Annotated in this window: 22 protein-coding genes; 8 read left to right on the top strand and 14 right to left on the bottom strand. The window is 55.3% G+C overall.

What is annotated here, in order from left to right:
• Positions 1–96: 96 nt before the first annotated feature.
• The 7 genes from EDC90_RS19045 to EDC90_RS19015 are packed head-to-tail and all read right to left on the bottom strand — an operon-like array spanning position 97 to position 6,625.
• Positions 97–453: a head decoration protein gene (locus tag EDC90_RS19045; protein ID WP_132314120.1), complete on the bottom strand. Its 357-nt coding sequence runs from the start codon at positions 451–453 to the stop codon at positions 97–99.
• 4 nt (positions 454–457) lie between these two features.
• The gene (locus tag EDC90_RS19040) at positions 458–1,009 is read right to left on the bottom strand and encodes a hypothetical protein (RefSeq protein ID WP_132314119.1); all 552 of its coding nucleotides are present in this window, start codon (positions 1,007–1,009) and stop codon (positions 458–460) included.
• 31 nt (positions 1,010–1,040) lie between these two features.
• Entirely contained in the window at positions 1,041–1,925 is an 885-nt protein-coding gene (locus EDC90_RS19035; RefSeq protein WP_245511137.1) for a S49 family peptidase, read from the bottom strand.
• Positions 1,922–3,685 (bottom strand): phage portal protein, encoded by a 1,764-nt coding sequence (locus EDC90_RS19030; RefSeq protein WP_132314118.1) that lies wholly within the window; start codon positions 3,683–3,685, stop codon positions 1,922–1,924. Before EDC90_RS19030 ends, EDC90_RS19035 begins: the two co-directional genes overlap by 4 nt.
• Positions 3,682–3,918, bottom strand: a complete 237-nt coding sequence (gene gpW, locus EDC90_RS19025) for a gpW family head-tail joining protein (RefSeq protein ID WP_132314117.1) — start codon at positions 3,916–3,918, stop codon at positions 3,682–3,684. The genes EDC90_RS19030 and gpW overlap by 4 nt, the downstream gene beginning before the upstream one ends.
• Positions 3,919–3,920: 2 nt before the next feature.
• Positions 3,921–5,975, bottom strand: a complete 2,055-nt coding sequence (locus EDC90_RS19020) for a phage terminase large subunit family protein (protein WP_132314116.1) — start codon at positions 5,973–5,975, stop codon at positions 3,921–3,923.
• Complete coding sequence (locus EDC90_RS19015) at positions 5,972–6,625, bottom strand: hypothetical protein (RefSeq protein ID WP_245511136.1); 654 nt, start codon at positions 6,623–6,625, stop codon at positions 5,972–5,974. Before EDC90_RS19015 ends, EDC90_RS19020 begins: the two co-directional genes overlap by 4 nt.
• Positions 6,626–6,979: 354 nt before the next feature.
• Between EDC90_RS19015 and EDC90_RS19010 the strand changes: the two genes are divergently transcribed.
• Positions 6,980–7,582: a hypothetical protein gene (locus EDC90_RS19010; RefSeq protein ID WP_132314114.1), complete on the top strand. Its 603-nt coding sequence runs from the start codon at positions 6,980–6,982 to the stop codon at positions 7,580–7,582.
• Between the two features lie 54 nt (positions 7,583–7,636).
• Here EDC90_RS19010 and EDC90_RS19005 read toward each other — a convergent pair whose 3' ends face one another.
• From EDC90_RS19005 to EDC90_RS21590, 7 genes are all read right to left on the bottom strand, one after another.
• Positions 7,637–8,377 carry a hypothetical protein gene (locus EDC90_RS19005; RefSeq protein WP_132314113.1) on the bottom strand — a complete coding sequence of 247 codons (741 nt, stop codon included), beginning with the start codon at positions 8,375–8,377 and terminating at the stop codon, positions 7,637–7,639.
• A 246-nt stretch (positions 8,378–8,623) separates the two neighbouring features.
• Positions 8,624–9,259: a transcription termination/antitermination protein NusG gene (gene nusG, locus EDC90_RS19000; RefSeq protein ID WP_132314112.1), complete on the bottom strand. Its 636-nt coding sequence runs from the start codon at positions 9,257–9,259 to the stop codon at positions 8,624–8,626.
• A complete protein-coding gene (locus EDC90_RS18995; RefSeq protein WP_132314111.1) occupies positions 9,256–10,494 on the bottom strand; it encodes a helix-turn-helix domain-containing protein in 1,239 nt (412 codons plus the stop codon). Before EDC90_RS18995 ends, nusG begins: the two co-directional genes overlap by 4 nt.
• Positions 10,491–10,772 (bottom strand): hypothetical protein, encoded by a 282-nt coding sequence (locus tag EDC90_RS18990; protein ID WP_132314110.1) that lies wholly within the window; start codon positions 10,770–10,772, stop codon positions 10,491–10,493. The genes EDC90_RS18995 and EDC90_RS18990 overlap by 4 nt, the downstream gene beginning before the upstream one ends.
• Positions 10,769–11,206 (bottom strand): hypothetical protein, encoded by a 438-nt coding sequence (locus EDC90_RS18985; RefSeq protein WP_132314109.1) that lies wholly within the window; start codon positions 11,204–11,206, stop codon positions 10,769–10,771. The genes EDC90_RS18990 and EDC90_RS18985 overlap by 4 nt, the downstream gene beginning before the upstream one ends.
• A gap of 144 nt (positions 11,207–11,350) precedes the next feature.
• Positions 11,351–11,845: a hypothetical protein gene (locus EDC90_RS18980; protein ID WP_132314108.1), complete on the bottom strand. Its 495-nt coding sequence runs from the start codon at positions 11,843–11,845 to the stop codon at positions 11,351–11,353.
• A 160-nt stretch (positions 11,846–12,005) separates the two neighbouring features.
• A complete protein-coding gene (locus EDC90_RS21590; protein ID WP_132314107.1) occupies positions 12,006–12,206 on the bottom strand; it encodes a helix-turn-helix domain-containing protein in 201 nt (66 codons plus the stop codon).
• 74 nt (positions 12,207–12,280) lie between these two features.
• On the opposite strand from EDC90_RS21590, the gene EDC90_RS21115 reads away from it, so the two are divergent.
• The 7 genes from EDC90_RS21115 (at position 12,281) to EDC90_RS18945 (ending at position 17,179) form a co-directional block, all read left to right on the top strand.
• On the top strand, positions 12,281–12,883 hold the full coding sequence (locus tag EDC90_RS21115) for an XRE family transcriptional regulator (protein ID WP_207903964.1): 603 nt from the start codon (positions 12,281–12,283) through the stop codon (positions 12,881–12,883).
• Positions 12,884–13,068: 185 nt separating this feature from the next.
• Positions 13,069–13,245 (top strand): hypothetical protein, encoded by a 177-nt coding sequence (locus tag EDC90_RS20975; protein WP_165972903.1) that lies wholly within the window; start codon positions 13,069–13,071, stop codon positions 13,243–13,245.
• Positions 13,246–13,797, top strand: coding sequence for a hypothetical protein (locus tag EDC90_RS18965; protein WP_132314106.1), 552 nt, complete (start codon positions 13,246–13,248; stop codon positions 13,795–13,797). It begins immediately after the preceding gene.
• Complete coding sequence (locus EDC90_RS18960) at positions 13,794–14,084, top strand: pyocin activator PrtN family protein (RefSeq protein ID WP_132314105.1); 291 nt, start codon at positions 13,794–13,796, stop codon at positions 14,082–14,084. The genes EDC90_RS18965 and EDC90_RS18960 overlap by 4 nt, the downstream gene beginning before the upstream one ends.
• Before the next feature lie 113 nt (positions 14,085–14,197).
• Entirely contained in the window at positions 14,198–15,433 is a 1,236-nt protein-coding gene (dcm, locus tag EDC90_RS18955) for a DNA (cytosine-5-)-methyltransferase (RefSeq protein ID WP_132314104.1), read from the top strand.
• Between the two features lie 31 nt (positions 15,434–15,464).
• Positions 15,465–15,884, top strand: coding sequence for a very short patch repair endonuclease (locus EDC90_RS18950; protein ID WP_245511135.1), 420 nt, complete (start codon positions 15,465–15,467; stop codon positions 15,882–15,884).
• A complete protein-coding gene (locus tag EDC90_RS18945) occupies positions 15,881–17,179 on the top strand; it encodes a type II restriction endonuclease (protein ID WP_132314102.1) in 1,299 nt (432 codons plus the stop codon). The genes EDC90_RS18950 and EDC90_RS18945 overlap by 4 nt, the downstream gene beginning before the upstream one ends.
• The last annotated feature ends 238 nt before the right edge of the window (positions 17,180–17,417 follow it).

Genomic DNA, 17,417 nt, shown 5'->3' with positions numbered 1-17,417 from the left:
TGCCAGCGGCAATCAGGATGATAACATCACAAATGACGCGACATAGAATCTCAGACAGATTGTCGCCGGCGTCTCAGACAGATTGTCGCGCTATACTTAGTCGAGGTGGCGCGCGAACAGGGCTGCACCGGCATGACGGAAGGCCTGTTCAACGCTTGTCGCATCATGGCCCGCACCGAAGCTGAGCTTTTCTGCATCGAAGGCACCACCAAAATAGGCCTGTGCCTCAACATCAGCCCCGGTCGCTTCAACATCGAAGGCAAGCACACAATCAGGGACTTCCGAGCCATCCTCAGAGGCAGCCAGTGACAGTGTGTGCTTTCCGTCAGCGGCAATCTCGCCAAGCACAGCGCCACGATCGAGCGTCTGACCACTGGCAATCGTAACTGTGCGGGTGACGACCTGAACGTCACTGACAATCAGGTCATTGGGGGCAAAACGTGCTGTCGCCATAAGATTATTCTCCGTTGGAAGGGCGGCCATGCCGCGCATTGATGACACCGCCGACGGCTGCCAGCAGAGACTGCTTTTCGGATTGAGCGGAAGGCGCGCCACCGGCGCCAAGTTTCGGGGTCTTGCCCGCCATACGTCCGGCAAGACGATTGCCCCCGGTCGAAGCCGAAGCAGATGGGGAAGACGCATCAAGGATCGCCATCGCTTCTTTGGCCGAATAGGCGGTCTTAAACGCCAGATGCGATGCCAGTTCCGCATTGGCCCCGGCTTTGGGATGTGTCAGGATCGCCTGAATGCGGGAACGCTCATCCGCCCGGGCCGACCGGCTGGCCGAAGTATCCTGCTTGTCCTCATCTTCAGTTTCATCGCCTGGTGCCCCCTCGCCTTCAGCGTCGGGGTCAGTTTCTTCGCCTTCAGCATCCGGATCGGTGGTTTCGGTTTCCAGCTCTTCTTCCGGATTGTCCTTTTCCGGATCGTCTTCCATATGTGTATTGGCCCGCCCGCCGCGCATGGCTGCGAGCACGCTGGCGGTCAGACCGCGCGTGACATTCGACATAGTCGCTTTCCTTGTTTTGAAGTTTTAAAGATCAGGCCGCCCGGCCAAGTTCAGCCCCGAAGGCGGCCAGCACCTGCGAGGGACGGACAACGGCATCGGCAAGACCTGCCTCAACCGCTTTTACGCCACGATAAACACCGGCCTCAGTCGCCAGTGCCGCGTCTTTTGAAAGCCGCCCGGCACGGAACCGGGCAACGGTTTCCGCAAATTCCACCCGCAGCTCTTCAAGCTCTGCCAGCTCACGCGTCAGCACATCCTGCGGGATGGCCTCATAAGGGTTCAGATCCGCCTTGTGTTCTCCGGCTTTCAGGATCGTGACATTCAGCCCTTCCTTCTTAAGCCAGCCACTGACATCGACATGAACAGAGACAACGCCGATTGACCCGCAAAGACCGGTCGAAGGCAGAACGATCTGCCGGGCCGCAGAAGCCAGAAGATATCCGGCAGAACAGGCATTATCCGTCAAAACCGCAATCGTTGGCTTCACCTGCGAGAGCTCAAAGATCTTTTCCGCACAATCAAACGCACCGGTGACTTCACCGCCAAAACTGTCCACTTCGATGACAACACCCTTGATGCTGTCATCAGCCCGGCAGTCATCGGCCTGAATGCCGATGGCTTCATAAGAGGTCATGCCGCAGGATTGACCGATCCATCGGCCCTTGTTGACCAGAGATCCTTCGATCTCGATGAGGCCGATGCCATCCATCGGGCGGTCAACACCGCGATAGACCTTCTCACCCCACATGTCCGTCGCATGCCGGAGCTTTTCGCCGACCAGCCCCATCTCAGCACCGTCACCATCGGGAAGCCCGAGGACACGCGGGGCAAAAGAGCGGGCAATCGTGTCGGCCTTGGCGGGCTGCAGCATCAGCGGCGTGTTGAACATGCGGCTGGCGATTTCGGGATAGTTCATCGTTTCTGCCTTCCTGTCTGCGGAATGCCAAGTGGATGCCGCGATGCGTGCGCTGACTTCTCCGAACGCCCGTTCACACGTTCCTCAGTCTCTGTGTCCGGATCCGCTTCACTGTTTTGTTGTCCGCCCTTGCGAGCCGGTCGCGAACCTTCAAACGTTGAGGGATGTTTCAGGCCAAGGCGCTCATAGTAGCGCGCTTCCCGCGCCAGTTGATCCGCGTCCATCTTCCAGTCCCGGCCCTGTTCAGCCGATTCCTGTTGCAGCGTTGTCAGACGCCGGTCGAGCCGTTCACCGGCAGCCTGCGCCTCTTTCAGCGGGTCAATCCAGCCGCGTCCCGGCCCGATCCAGTCCGCATGACACCATGCAGCCGGGTTTTCCTCGAACGAGACAGCCCCTTCAGGCAGTTCAATCAGACCCTTGTCGAAGATTTCTTCCAGCCATGCCCGGTAGATCGGCGCCATGAACTGAGCTGCAAAGCTGCTTTTCTTCGCCGTAAAGCCCCGCCAGATCTCCAGTAGCGCTGCACGGGCGGACGAATAGTTCACCTGGCTCCAGTCCATGGTCAGCTGCTCGTAGGTCAGTCCCACGGCAGAGGCGACCTTGCGAAGTGCCGCATTCACAAACACCTCAAAATTTGCATTCGGATGTTCCGGCTTGGTCAGTTCTGCCTTTTCACCGGGAAGAAGCGTATTGACCCGGACACCGGGAAGATTGATCGGCGCAGCCCCGTAATAGGCTTTCTGCGCCTCGGAGATCTCGCCATAGATCTTCCCGATCGTGCCTTCACCACCATCGGCATCAAGCGCATTCATCATTTCTTCCGGATCGAACGGCGTCTCGATAAACGCGGCCATGATCGCATTCAGCATCGCCGCCTGACTTTCAAAATCCTCATAATCCGTGGACTGCTTGATCGAGCGCATGATCGGCGCCCAGTCAGACGCACCGCGTGTCATGCCCGGACGTTTCGGATCAAAGGCATGAACAACAATCGGTCGGCCCCATTCGGTAGCCCGGCTGACATATTCCCATGACCAGAGCTGCGTATTGCCCGCATAGACATCACCGGGATGACTTTTGCGGAAGTGATAGCCGACAGGAGCGCCATAACCATCAATGGCAACACCATCACGCAGATATTCGCTATCAAGCGTACCCTTCGGGTTGGAACAGCGGGCCGGGTCAATCATATGCACTGCCGTCTGGAACAGCGGGGCATCGTCCTGCCAGACGATCACGCCAAAGCTTTCACCCTCAGGCCCGAACCGGGTTCTGGCCGCAAGGCCGAGGATCCCGGCCATGTTCTTGGTGCGCTCGGCATCGCACCACATGTCGACGTCCTGCGTATAATCCCGCCAAAGCCCCTCAATCTGTGATGCCACCTCTTCGGCCTGATCGAAGGTGAGGTTCAGCGATGTATGGTTCGGTCGCGCTGCAAGCTTCCAGCCTGCACCGATGATGTTATCGACAAGGCGCGATGTGCCTGCCGCACCCCAGCCGTCATTGCGCGCGACATCGTTCAGCCGGTCAACCAGCGTCGAACGCGATTGCGAAAGCGCTGACTGGCCGGAATAATTACCCGCACGCCATCCGGCAAAACTTGGGTGATCATAGGATGCCCCCTGATAGGCGGCCCGGGTCACCGTCTCACCTGAGACTGTTGCTGCCATTTGCCGATTGCGTGCAGCCTGCATCCGGGCGGCCTGACGCAACCCTGAGGGAAGCGGCTGACTGTCCGGTCCATAAATTTCCACTGTCATCCGAAGATTACTCCCCGCCCGCGTGGACGTGCCGACCCGCGAAGCCCGAGCTGTGTTTCAAGGCCACGGATATAAGCCCTGAGTGATGCCCGGTCCGCCCCGCTATAGGTGATGCTCTCGCCATCATAGGAAAGCGTCACAGCGCTCTGACCGATCTCTAGTTTGTGAAGCGCAAGCTTCGCCTCGCCGAGCCGGGTTTCCAGCGTCAGCCGTTCGTCTGTCAAAGGTGCCATTTTCAGTCCTGCTGGTTTCGCTGGTGGGCGCGTTCTGCCCGGCGCATGGCAGCCACCACACGGTCTGACGGCCTGGTATCCGGTTCTGGTTTTCCCGCCTGACTGACCGCATTAACCGCTGTTGCAAGACTGCCGATCAGATCCTCAAGATCGCCCTGTGCTTCCGGCTCTTTCTTTGAAAGCGCTTCCGCCCGGGCATCCCATTCATCATCGCTCCAGTAAGGAACGCCAAGCCGGATAGCTGCAGCCCGCGATTGGTTCAGCATATCCAGCACCTCATTGCGCTGTCCGTCTGGCAGCTTCCACCGCCAGCGCGGATAACCGTTGCGATCCTTTTCCTGAATGCGCACTTCCGAAGTCGCCTGCTGGAAAAAATCATCGCCAAGGCCACAGGCAAAGCGAATGAAGCCCGGCTGGTCGGGATCATCTTTGCGAAAGTCCCGGTAAAGCCCCATCTTCATCACTGAAGCATTGAAGTTATAAAACCGGCTCGACCACTTCTGTTTTTTTCGTCTGCCGCGCTTGTCATACTCGCTCACATGGCTGAGCATCGGCGCTGCATCACGGTTATCGCCGCGAACCATGATCACTTTCGAACGCGGATGACGCCGCGCCCAGAACCAGACATCCTCGGTATAAGCGTTGCCATCGATCCCGATCCGGTCAACGCTTCGCAGTTTGCCGTTCTCATCCGGCCATTGTTTTTCGATCAGACGGTCAAGCGCGGCCATCACCGCCGCCTCGCCGATATGGCCTGAATGCTCACGATAGCCGGGAAGATGACTGCCCGACCGGCTGTCGATCACACCGTAATCAATCACCGCGCTCATCTTGTTGCGGCCCCAGCCGCGCAAAAGCCATTCAACACGGTCGCCCTGAACATCAATGCCAATCGTCAGAGCCAGCATGTCTCCCGGTACAACACCGCGCTTGAAGCCGGTTTCTTCAGCCCGGTCGCGCAGGTCTTCCCAGTCAATCGCTTTATTGTCCGCTTCAAAGGCCAGACCCAGCGTATCGTTGAAGAACACCTGCTCAGCACCGGCACCCTTTTCCTTATCGTCAGCACCACCGGCCTGAACGGTCAGCCATGCCCGCGCAATCGACTCCCAGCTTTCAAGCGGCGAATACGGCACCCAGATATGAAACGAGCGATGATAGCGCGCCCGCTCCGGATATCTGGCAATCCACTTTGCACCATTGGCCGGATCGACCATCCATGCACGGTGATGTTCATGGATCTCGCAGCCGCAATGAACACAGCAGAAGTGCGCCTTCTCCGGGTGTTGCGGATCAATATGATCGCGCATGTTTTCCCATTCCAGCACCTGAAGCTCACCGCAATGCGGACACGGCACATGATAGCGCTCCTGCGTCCCGGCCAGATAGTTGGCCGTAATCCGGCAGCCCGGCGCAATCAGCGGGGTCGATATCTTAAAAACCTTGCGGTTGAAGAATGCCTTCGACCGGCTGTCTGCCTGTGCCTCCGGGTCACCGGCATCATTCTTGTTCCATTTGGCCAGATCGTCCTGTACCTGTGCCCGTGGCGAGATCATCGAAAGCCCGGCCGGAGAATTGGCTCCGGCGGCCTGAATGGCGCCACGACCATCAACCCGTTCTTTGTAAAGGATCGAGTTGCCGCCATCACGCCCGGCTTCGGGAAAGAGTGCACGGACAGACGTGGTTTCCCGCAACAACGGCATCAGCTTTGTCTTCGACCAGCGCGACGCATTCTCTTCTGTCGGATGGACATAGAGAAAATCGCACGGGTCGAGGTCCAGCGTCCCCAGCAGAAAGATATTCGCCAGAACGGTTCCGCCCACCTGCGCCGATTTGGCAAGCGATATGATCGAGCACGGATCATCCGGTGACAGCGCCCGCAGGATCTCCGAGAAGAACGGAAACATGTCCTCACGGTATGGCCCCGGAAATGCAGAGATACGTTCGGAGAAAACGATATTGTCTTTCGCCCAGGCCAGATAATCGACCGGCGGCGGCGGTTCGCAGGCATCGGCCAGCGCCTCATACATCAGCCGTTCGGGATTGAAGAGCATCGTCATGTTGTTTCATACGCCTCTTCGTCTTCAACCATTTCCGGTGTTTCATCCCGGATATCCCTGAAACCGGAAGCCGCCTTTGATCGGATACCGCGCCAGCGGCGCGCCAGTGCCTTTTGCAGATCCCGCTGCGGCAAACCAAACTCTTCAGCCAGTGCTGTCGCAAGATCAGGGATCCCCTGCTCCATCACCTTGAACGCTTCCGAGATACCGCGTCCCATATCGCGCCGGGCATCTTCGCTGCGTGTATAGATCCCGGCCTCTTCCAGCTCCTGGCGTTCCATCTGGCCGGTTTTGATCTGTTGCTGGCGAAGCCGTTCACGCGCCAGCTGTTCGGCCATTTCGTCCTGCGTTCCAGAGGGTTTCAGTGGCAGTTCCGTTGCGGGCACGCGCGGCGATGCGGTCTCAGCAATTTGCGGTGCTTTCGCAGGCGCACCGGTGAGGATGGCCTTGCCATTGGCGCCAAAACCCTGCGCCGGATCAATGGAAAGCCCAAGCTGGGAAATTGCTTTGTCAGGCCGGATCCGCGCGCGCCGACCGTCGCCCTCAATTGCATCACCATAAATCTGACCACTGCTCAGATATTGCGACACCCGCCCGGGTGACACAGCAATCATCGCTGCAAACTCACCCTTGGTCACGCTGTTCTGCATCGCTTCCATCGTCGCTAAACTACTTCCAACTTTAATTTAGGCTTGAACTTTAGGCTTCAAAATCCGGCTCAGACTGACGATACCGCGCGGTGCCAAATACCCGCATGGCAAAGGGCCCCAGGAAGGACCCGTCGCGGCATCAAGTTCGATTGATCAAGCTTTCGGAAAGAATCTGATTGAGAGCGCAATAGAAATCATGTTGGCACCAGCGTGATACCAGATACACCATCGTGGATGGCATCCCTCGATGGCGATCAACCTCTCCCAAGGTTTCGTATTTCATCATTTCCGGCAAAGTTCCCAAATGCTACTTTACGAATCAGAGCATCGAACGACTAGATTTTGGGCAACAAATTGGTAGACAGATTCAGAGATATCTTCATCGAAGAAAAGGAAAATAGAGATGAATTCGCAAAATACGCTTCTCGCCTTTTCGGAATATTTTCTGAGAAAATCATTTCCATATGGGCAGAAGACCCCCGTTCCACTTATATAGATTTAGGAAGGCCAACATTAAGGGAGCACCCCGGAGATCGAGGATACACACTAGATTTCACACTACAAAACAAACTGAGCAAAAAAATATATGTAGCAGAAATGAAGTGCGAAATAGAATATCAGAATTTTAGATATTTTGTCCTCAAAGAATCCAGTCAAATAGACCATCACAAAAAGCCAGCCTTTGATATATTTCTAAAATCGGCAAAAAAACCTGAAGACATACATGTTAGTTTAAAACGAAAGCCAATTGAGGCGCATGGAGCAATTTTAGTTTGGGGTGCTGTTGACCGCTCTGCGACGAGCGCGATTGCCGAGGAAAAAGGTTTCCATGAAATCCTGTCCGTTGAAGAGATTTGCGATAACTTAAGCGAATGGGAAAACGAGGCCTATATTGAGCTAATAAAAACTCGGCAGACATGGTCCAATGCCCTATTCGATGGACTGCTTTCACTTTAGCTCAAAGCGGAGACAGCCTGTTCGCCAATAAACGCAGGCTCTACCTGATATCCCTCAGTCAAAAACCTTCCGGAATGCCCGCTTAAACGTCCGGTCTTTCTTGCTGCGCACAAGCTCAGTCACAATCTTCTGCAGCTTCAGCCGCTCACGATAGGACGTCGCCTTCACAAACAGGATCACCGGATAGAATTCTCTGCCGCCCTCACCGCGTCCGGAAAACCATATCCCCTTGATCAGATCCGGCCTGCCCTGCGGCACAAAATACTGGTTGGGTTTGGCCTTGCGTTTGCGCCGCGAACTGTTCTTAGGCACCCGCGTTGCACCTGTCCCGCGATAATCAATCCGCAGATCCCGCATCACACGGTTCAAAAAGCCCTTCGTCATGTTGCCGTAGCGATCAAGCGGCGCCATCCGCGCTGGCACAGCCACCTCATTGCGCGCCATCATTCCGCGTCCGATCAGCTGCTCCTCGAAGGCCTTGTGCCGACGCATCCCGCCATGGATTTCCGGGCCAAGAAAGGCCGTGGCCGGAAGCCCGCCCTTAGTCCGGTCCCCGGTGGCAACAACAGATGCCGTCCGGTCAGCAAGACTGGCCTTGTCATAGATGATCCCGCGCATCGCGTAAGGCGTTGGCCGATCAAACACGACCTTCATCTTTGACCGGACAGCCTTCATCCCGTCATAGGCCAGCCAGTTCAGCGCCAGCATCTCCGCCTTTGGCAGCTCACGGCGCTGGGCAGATGTCAGCTTTGCTTCAAAGCGCGTCAGATCAATGTCGATGTGTGTGGAAATCATGAACAGAAAAACCTCTCTGCCCTCATACGAAAAAAGCGGACCGCATACGCGATCCGCTTCTCAGCACAACAAATTCAACGGCGCACCCGTCAGAACGTTGCCAAATCAAATTAAAGCAATTCAGGGAATAAAGACATAGCTTACGCACTGACCCTTAGTCGCATTGCCGATCGGCTATCGTAAGGGCAGGGTTTCGGGCGTGAGAGCAAGCTCCACTAAGAACCGAAGCGTCCTGCTCCAAAGCATTCACAATTTTTCGATCATTGCAAGAGGTAAAATTGCAGGTGTTTTCTGACCGAACATTTCCACCTCAACCACCACATCACCCTTGCCCGTGCCATTGGACGTCACAACCTCACCTGTAAGGCCCGAGAATATCCCGCACGCAATCCTGACAATCTCACCAGCCTTCACCGAGATATCAACAGGTCGCTCATAATTGAAATCACCAGAACCGGCCTTACACCTGATCTTACTAACTTTTTCAGAATTGACCGCAAATGGCTTTTCCCAGTCCCCCAGGATGCCCGCAACATGCTCAAAGCTCATCAGCGCGTTCATCGTTTCGTTAGAGCAAACGCACCGGATCAGCACATATCCAACCATCAAAACCTCATCTTTTGGCGGCAGCCATCGCCCGCGCCGCTTACGTGCCTTACCCTTGCGCATCGGCACAAACACGTCGACACCAGCCTCACTCAAAGCGGCTTCAACGCATTTTTCACAGCCAGTTCTCACGCAGAGCACGAACCACGGCGCATCAGCAGCAACCGGCTGTTTGAGGCGGGAACGATACTGCCTGCGAATGCGCCGCATCCGGTCTTCGAACTTCTCCGGAACGGCCTCAAAGGCGTTTGCTGCAATCTCACCATAAGTCGTCATTCAGCTGCCTCCCTGCCCTGCATGTGCTCAAGCTTTTCGAAGAATGCCGACAAGGCGTCAGAAGGCTTGCCACCATCAAGGCGCGGGAAATAGACCCACTCATGCCGACCGGTGTCAGGCAGCCACGGCCAGCCGCGTTCAGCGTGTTCGTGCTTCCAAGATTCCCATTCGTCGCTGCCGACACGCACCGCCTCGAACCGTCCGCCAAGGCTCGCGATTTCCGGCGAAACAACATCGCCCTTGCGGGGATCGCGTTCGGCTTGCTCATGCATCATGTTCACCTTGGGCCAGCCCTGCTTCTGTTGCTTCTCCCGGATCAGATCATCCCGGCTCTGCTGGCCTGATGCGATCAGACGTTCCTGAAATGCGGTGAGCGGCGATAGCCTCGCGGAAGGTTCTGAAAGCAGTGCGAGACGCGCAGCCATCCATGCCTTGCCAAAGGTCGGGGCGCGTGTCGGGCCGCTGTCTGCCTTCACCGGGGGTGGCAACTTCTGCCAGCGTTTTTCAGAAAGATAGGTGCTGAAGCGGCAAAACCGCTGCCGACCAAGGGATTTCACCGCAGCGACGTAATCACCCATCCGCTCTGCCGCCTCTTCCCGCTCACCGTCACTCAGCGCAAACCAAGCTTTGCGAACCTCAGCATCGGAATCATCGACATAGGTCGGCCAGTCCGGGTGCACCCGCTTCAGGTCTTTCTCAATCGCCTTTTTGCTTTTCTGCTCATTCGGCGTTTGCGAACTGGTTTCCTCAGATCGGATTTCATCAGCGCGTTCGCGCGCATCTCTCTCTGTTAACGGTTCTATTGGTGGTTCTATTACGGTTAGGGTGTCATGGTGACACCCGTGGACGCACTCAGCGTCACCCGTGGTGTCGTCAATGTCACCCGTGCCAACGGGTGACACCGTGTCACCCCCGACATGGTGACACCCGTCAGAATCCCCTTTTTGCGCCCCCAGATCGTGCAGAACTTTCATGTCGAAATCGTATCGCGTGCCCTCTCCGCGCCGCCCGGTATTCTCCCGAACGACCACAAGAAGACCTTCACTGACGAATTCACGAAGCAGTCTTTGCACCGTCCGCTCGGAAAGGTCCGTCTCGCGTGAAAGGCGCGCTACCGTGGGCCAGATGCCCCGGCCTTCATCGTCGGCAAAGTCCGCAAGCCGCACCGCCAGCATCTTTCGACTTGATGTGCCGAAAGGTGTGCGGAAAATCCGACTCATAATTCCAATGCTCATCCCTCTGCCTCCCGGTGGCGCCGCCATGGCGGAACCTCCTGCAAAAGCTCATAAATCCGTTCTGCAATCGCCGCGCATTTCCGTTTGTTCGGCCATGACAATTCGCCCGCGCCATTGGCATCGGACATCCGGCGCTGTGCGATGGCGTAAGCCCGCGCATCCGCTGCCGAAATCCGTTCATTGCCGCAGCACACCGGGCAGCGGTGGCGACCGGCGCTCAGGTAGCCCTGCCCCGCACAATGCGGGCAGCAAACTCTGGTAATCCGCAAACCGCTCATAGCTTGCCCTCCCGCACGATCCGGTTCTGCTGCGCGCGGATATCATCGGCCCGGCGTTGCAGATCCAGAGAAGTGTTTCGAAGCTGTTTGCCCTGTTCCGTATGCGCGGTAAGATCAGCGCGGAACTTTTCATAGTCGGCAGACCACGCTGAAAACTGACGGGCATTTTCCGCCAGCACCGGGTTTTCATTGGCCGGGCCGAACATGAAATCGCGAACCTCCGCGACCCATGCGCAAGGCACACCAAGATCACGCGCCACCAGATCGTCCGTCCACGGCGCGATATAGGCGTGATCGTCATAGACATCCGCAATCTTCTCCGCGACAATCCGCCGATCCTCACGCTGCATTTCACGTGGGCTTTCGGCCTGTTTCGTTGCGACCGGAGACGCAGATTTAAGCTTTCGTGACGCCATGGCGCGGAAACCTTTCATCAGTATTCTGAAAACTGGAACCGCAGGTAAACGGGCGGTCGTCATAGTCATTGCCGTGACAGGTCAGGCAAAAGGTAAAGCCGCAGCTGGAAATGATCCGGCAGCGGCTGGAAGCGGTCTGGGGCTTTGTGTCGTTCGGCTTCATCACACCTCGCCCCCATCGTCGCAGTCATGGGCCTTGCACTCGACGACATGCGCGACCCGAAGAAACTTCGCAAAATGTTCGAGAATGTCGGCAGCTTCACGCGCATCAACTTTGCCATCGGCTGCCGCATCCATCATCGATTGCGACAGGGCATGAAAAGCCGCCTGAAACGTACCGATATCAGCAATGCCAAGGCCGCCTTTGCCCGATTCTTCAAAGTCATCACGCTCAAGCCGGTAGCCTTCCAGCCGCGCCATTTCTCCAAGAATGACCGGCGCGCCTGCCTCCATGTCCGCTTCAACAGCGACATCGATTGCCATCACTTGCTGGGACTTCCGGCTGGGGTCATGGACATGGGTCCAACATTTAGAAAGCTGGCTTTGATTAAGCCGCGTGGAATGCTGGAATTTCTCTGGTCCGCCGCCCTGAACGACGGCGCGCCGAGAGGTTTCACGCAGGCCGTCAACGGCCTTTTGTGTAAGCAAACGAGCCATTAAGGCACCTCACTATGGGAATGATTTTGGAGAAGGCATTCACTGCGACTGGCTGAATGCGACGCTATGAATTCGAAGTGCGCCAGAAAGCGAAGGCCGGAAAGGCACGGGTTCAAACAAGCCGATGACAAATGCTGACTGTAACGGAAAAATAGAGGCTTCATTCTTGGCACGCCCTCGTATTCGAAAAGCTGACTGCCCATTCCCGCTCGAGTGCTTTTCGAGTCATGCCACGTGACGGAATTCCGCTATTTTCCCATCGACAAATCGTGGACACGTCGACACCAAAGTAGGACGCCATGTCAGAGCGGCTCCAGCCGCGCTCCGCTCTAAGTTCTTTCAAGTCAATTTGATTGTTCATGAGGTTATGGTGTGCATATCGCACTCCAGAAAGTCAAGTCGAAACGCACACCGATGCCGTGCAATATGCACATCATGGTGTTTGATGACAGACCAGATGAAGCGAAGCGGCTTGAGCAAGCCCGGATCGCTCGAGGCTTCTCCGACGCAAAGTCGGCAGCGAAGTTCTTTGGCTGGAACTATTACACCTATGTACAGCATGAAAACGGGACGCGAGGGATATCCCGCGCTGCCGAGAAATACGCATCAGCATTTCGTGTCAGCCCTGGCTGGCTTCTCACCGGAGAAGGCAGCAGCCCTAGGCGAGGCGTCCCTCTGAAAGGAAAAGTGGGAGCTGGGGCAGAGGTGGAGGCGATTGATAATGGCGATGTCGAAATTGTTGAAGCACCGAGCAGAGCGCCGCTTGAGACGGTAGCCGTCCGGGTTACAGGCGATTCCATGTTCCCCGCTTATGAAGATGGTACCCTGCTGTACTATTCCCGTCAGATGCCACCAGACGCCATGATCAACAAGAGGTGCATCACCGAACTCGATGACGGGCGCATTTTCGTAAAAGTCCTCAGACAAGGAAGCGAGCCCAACACTTGGACGCTTCAGAGCCTGAATCCTCACATCGCCGATATCCCAAACCAGTTTGTGCGTTGGGCCGCACCAATTGACTGGATAAAACCCGTCTAAGCAGCTCCCCAAAGATTCGTTGAACCGCGAGACCTTGTTTGGCTTTGTGCTCATCGACTATGTGCAATATGCACATTATAACTTGACCTGTTGGTGTGCGTAATGCACATATAGTCCTCAAGATGAAAAGCCTCGCCTCAACGAACGCACCAGCAGTCGTGGCTTGAAACTGTTTGTGAGGACAAATGACCGATCATAATCTCATTTTTCGACCAACCCGCCCACTGACCGTGTCGGACTGCAAGTTCCTTAAAAGAGCAAGCTCGTTCGCCATTCTGTGCGGCGCACCCCTACTCATTTTCACGCTGGTGCAGCAATTGATGAAATATGAAGCCGCTCTCGCGGCCTCGGTGAACGTTTGAATGAACAGGCCGCAAACTTCTGCCAGAGAACGGCTGGAGCGGATACGTTCGCTTGTCGTCAGCGCCGCGCCGGTCAAAGAAATTTCGTCGGATACGGCAGGCCTTCACCTCGAAACAGACGGCATGGAACCGGCTGAAGCCGAGGTCATGGCATCCGTGCCGCACACATGCCCGACAGCGAACCGGGAGTTGCTCCTGAAGCACGCAGACATCCCCGCGCAGCTCATCCGCATGGTGGATGCACTCAAGCAGCTGACGGAGCGCCAGAACGCCGACCTGAATGCATTGCGCCTCAAGCTTGAAGAAAAAGGCGGCAGACCGGCGAAGGATTACGCGGCTGAATGCGCGATGAAGTGTTCAGAACCGGCATTCAAAGCTTTCATGGAAGCCCGCCATGGCATCGCAAGACCGCTGACAGACGAACGCGTGACGGATGCAGTGCGCAAAGCGCTGATGATCGCCAGCCGCGCCGACCTGAACAAAGACCGCCAAGCCGCCGCCCGCTGGCGCACGATGGTCACCGATTTCGAAAACTGGAGGAAGCAGCGATGATCCCGGACAACACCTCTCCTCGCCCAAAAACCATTTTCTTCCTTATGGCTCAGTATGATGGTCGGGCACTTATTCCCGTCGAGGAGATTTGCAAAGACTATTTTTCACATCTGACACCGGCGAAGTTCCTTCGCAAAGTCGCCCTAGGCGACCTTGAAATTCCGGTAACGCAGGTCGAACCCTCGCAGAAATCCCGTAAAGGCGTCCACATCAACGACCTTGCCGACTACATTGACCGGCAGCACGACATGGCGCTTCACGATTTCAACAAGCTTCACAGAAAATAAAGCGCATTATCCAATAAATGTTTCCATCATGTTCTTGCTTGTGTGTCGATTTACAACATAATGTCAAAAATATTCCCAGTGCATGACCGATTCCCCGGTCACCGGAGAGCCGCATGGAAACTGAATTCGAAACTCTGTTGCGACAGACTGGCTACACAGTATCAGAAGCGGCAATCAAGCTTGGATACTCAGAAGGTCATATTTACCGGTGGAAACGTGGCGACGAGAAGCCACGAAGTGCCGTTATGACTGCGCTTCGCGCTGAGGCAAAAATGCGAGCCAGGTCTCAGCCGGATGGCGCATTCACCTTCATTGATCTGTTCGCCGGTATTGGTGGATTGAGGCGCGCAATGGAGAGCGTCGGCGGGCGTTGCGTTTTCACTTCCGAATGGGACAAATACGCACAGAAGACCTATCAGGAGAATTTCCGGGACAACCGTCCGATCGAGGGAGATATTCGAGAGGTTCAGGCAGATGAGATACTGCCTCATGATGTTCTCGTCGCAGGTTTCCCCTGCCAGCCATTTTCAATCGCTGGCGTTTCTAAAAAGAATGCGCTTGGTCGCCTGCATGGTTTTCTGGATGAAACGCAGGGCACGCTGTTTTTCGATGTTCTGAGGATTCTCAGCTATCACCGCCCGGCAGCTTTTCTGCTCGAAAACGTGAAAAACCTGAAGAGCCACGACAAAGGCAAGACATTTGACGTCATTCAGCGAAAACTGACCGAAGAACTCGGATATACACTTCACACCCGGATCATTGATGCCGGCCACTTTGTTCCTCAACACCGCGAACGTATCGTGATGGTCGGTTTCCGGGAAAAAGTGCCCTTCTCATTTGATAACCTGCAACTGCCCGCATACGGTGGCAAACGGTTGAAAGCCATCCTTCATCCGGAGGATGGATCTGAGGAACCGGAGACACATTTCACAACAGGCCCTCTCGCTGCTGTCAGCGAGAAATATACTCTGACTGATAAGCTCTGGCAGTACCTGCAGGATTATGCTGCAAAACATAAAGCCAAAGGCAACGGTTTCGGCTTCGGGCTTTCAGGCCCGGATGATATCGCCCGCACACTTTCGGCACGTTATTACAAGGACGGATCCGAAATTCTGATTAAGCGTGGCAAAGGCGAAAACCCGCGACGGCTGACGCCGCGCGAATGCGCGAGACTGATGGGCTATGGCGATGATTTCGTGATCCCTGTTTCAGACACGCAGGCCTATAAACAGTTCGGAAACTCTGTTGCAGTACCGGTTTTTGCGGAAGTCGCCCGAATTATGCGCCCACACATTCTCAGCCTCATTGCGAAGCAGGAAGATACACCGGCACAGGCAGAAGTTGGCTGACGTCCATGACAGAAAAACGCGCAGCCGCAACATGGCTGCGGTACGCGGCAAAGACACAAAGCCGGAACTGATCATCCGGAAAGGTCTTCACGCACGCGGTTTCCGTTATCGCCTTTATGATCGCGCACTGCCCGGCCGGCCGGATCTGGTTCTTCCAAAACACCATGCGATCATCTTCATCAACGGATGCTTCTGGCATGGCCATGATTGCAACCTTTTCAGATGGCCAGCCACACGAGAGGACTTCTGGCATCATAAGATCAGTAGTAACAAAGAACGAGACGCCCGAAATCTCAGGGCTCTGCAGGCGTTAGGCTGGAGAACAGCAATTGTTTGGGAGTGCGCCCTTAAGGGTAAGCAAAAGCTTCCAACAGACAAAGTTATTGACACCTTACACGTGTGGCTTTCTTCTGATGACAGCAATACAGAGATTCGGGGGGCACCGGAATGACAGCCATCGAGGAACTTACCGAGCAGCTCCGCAAGACCAGTAAACCTGTATTCATAAAAGTGCTCGCCCGGAATGATCATATCTGGGCAGACCGTCTCCCCGGGGAAAAAGGAAAAGGCAAACAGAACGGCTTCTATGTTCCGACAGAGATTCGTGAAAGCGGTTTCTTTCCCGAACAGTATCAGCGTCAGGACATCGAACATATCTTCGATACGAGGGTTCCAACACTCTGGCCACAGGAAGATGCTCCCGAAATTCATTCTTCGAACTATGTCCACTATTCGAATAAGGGCAGCGAATGCCATTTCACAGGCATTCCAAAAGAGCTGTTTTCCGGTCTGGGGCCATCATCACTGCTGGTAATGATACAACCAGATGACCGATCAGCCGCTGACGCCGTCTGGACTGGCCTGCGGATCCCTTCTGGCACTCCTGACTATGATGAAGCCTATGATCTTTTCGAGCTCCCACCAGGCTTCGTCTGCGGAATCCTCGAGCCGCCGCAACAAAATCCGAACGAAGAATTGGCGGAAGCAATTTTAAAGGCACTGGTCGATGGAACACTGGAGCAGTTTGTCTCAAACGCCGCTCTCGCCAACGGCAAAAGTTTCGCAGTTTCTACCCAGAATGCATTCCTGCTGGAAACAGGACTGCAGTCGTTCAATGCACTCTCCGAGCTGAAGAAACCGGGCGACACCATTCTCCGGCTGTGCGACATGCAATATGCCGGATATCAAAAGCTGGAGCTACGACTCCGCACTGCGGAGCTTGTACAGCTCCTCAACAAATCCAGACCAGGCATTCTAAATGCCAGAGATGCCATACATGCGATCGTATCGACCTTCCCTGAGATCCTTGAGCTATTTAAAAGCCTGAGGGGAGCACGCGCTTCTAGGATGGGAACTGCATTCGAACTCCATATCGAAAGAGTACTGGGCGATACAAAGGTCCCGTTTATTGCCCAACCTAAGATAGGAAACCGAAAACCAGACTTTCTGCTTCCCTCACTGATGAAATATAATGATGATCCAGCCTCTGCCATAGTACTTACAGCAAAATCGACTTTGCGCGAACGCTGGCAACAAATTCTGAACGAAGGCGTAGGCGCTCAGCTATATCTCGCCACGCTCGATCGCAGCATCACAGATCAGACACTGGGCGATATGGAAGCATCAGGCATAAAAATCGTTGTTCCTGAGCAATTTGTGAGCAGAGCCCACAAGGGCGTTCCGGCAGGCGTCTATCAAGGCAAACCCAGCGTAATCTCGTTCAAAACTTTCTTTGAGAGCCTTTAACTTGGTCCCTTGTTGCCGCCAGATTCTCAGACAAACCTAGCCACTTCAGTCATCTCGGTCTATTTTTACGTGACAGCGACGCGACTTCTAGGTCTTATCGCCACCCGAGCCAACACTTCGTCGTAAATTGTGGTCTTGTCATTCTGAAGTGGCTCGGTTTGTTTGAACAGGCTGCTGGTCGTTCTTAAGTGGTTTTCGGCCTTGTTTATGCTGCCTCTGATATCGCGGGCAGCGCGTT

Source organism: Martelella mediterranea (assembly GCF_004342225.1).
GTDB classification, from domain to species: Bacteria; Pseudomonadota; Alphaproteobacteria; order Rhizobiales; family Rhizobiaceae; genus Martelella; species Martelella mediterranea_B.
This window is presented reverse-complemented; position numbering and strand designations above follow the sequence as displayed.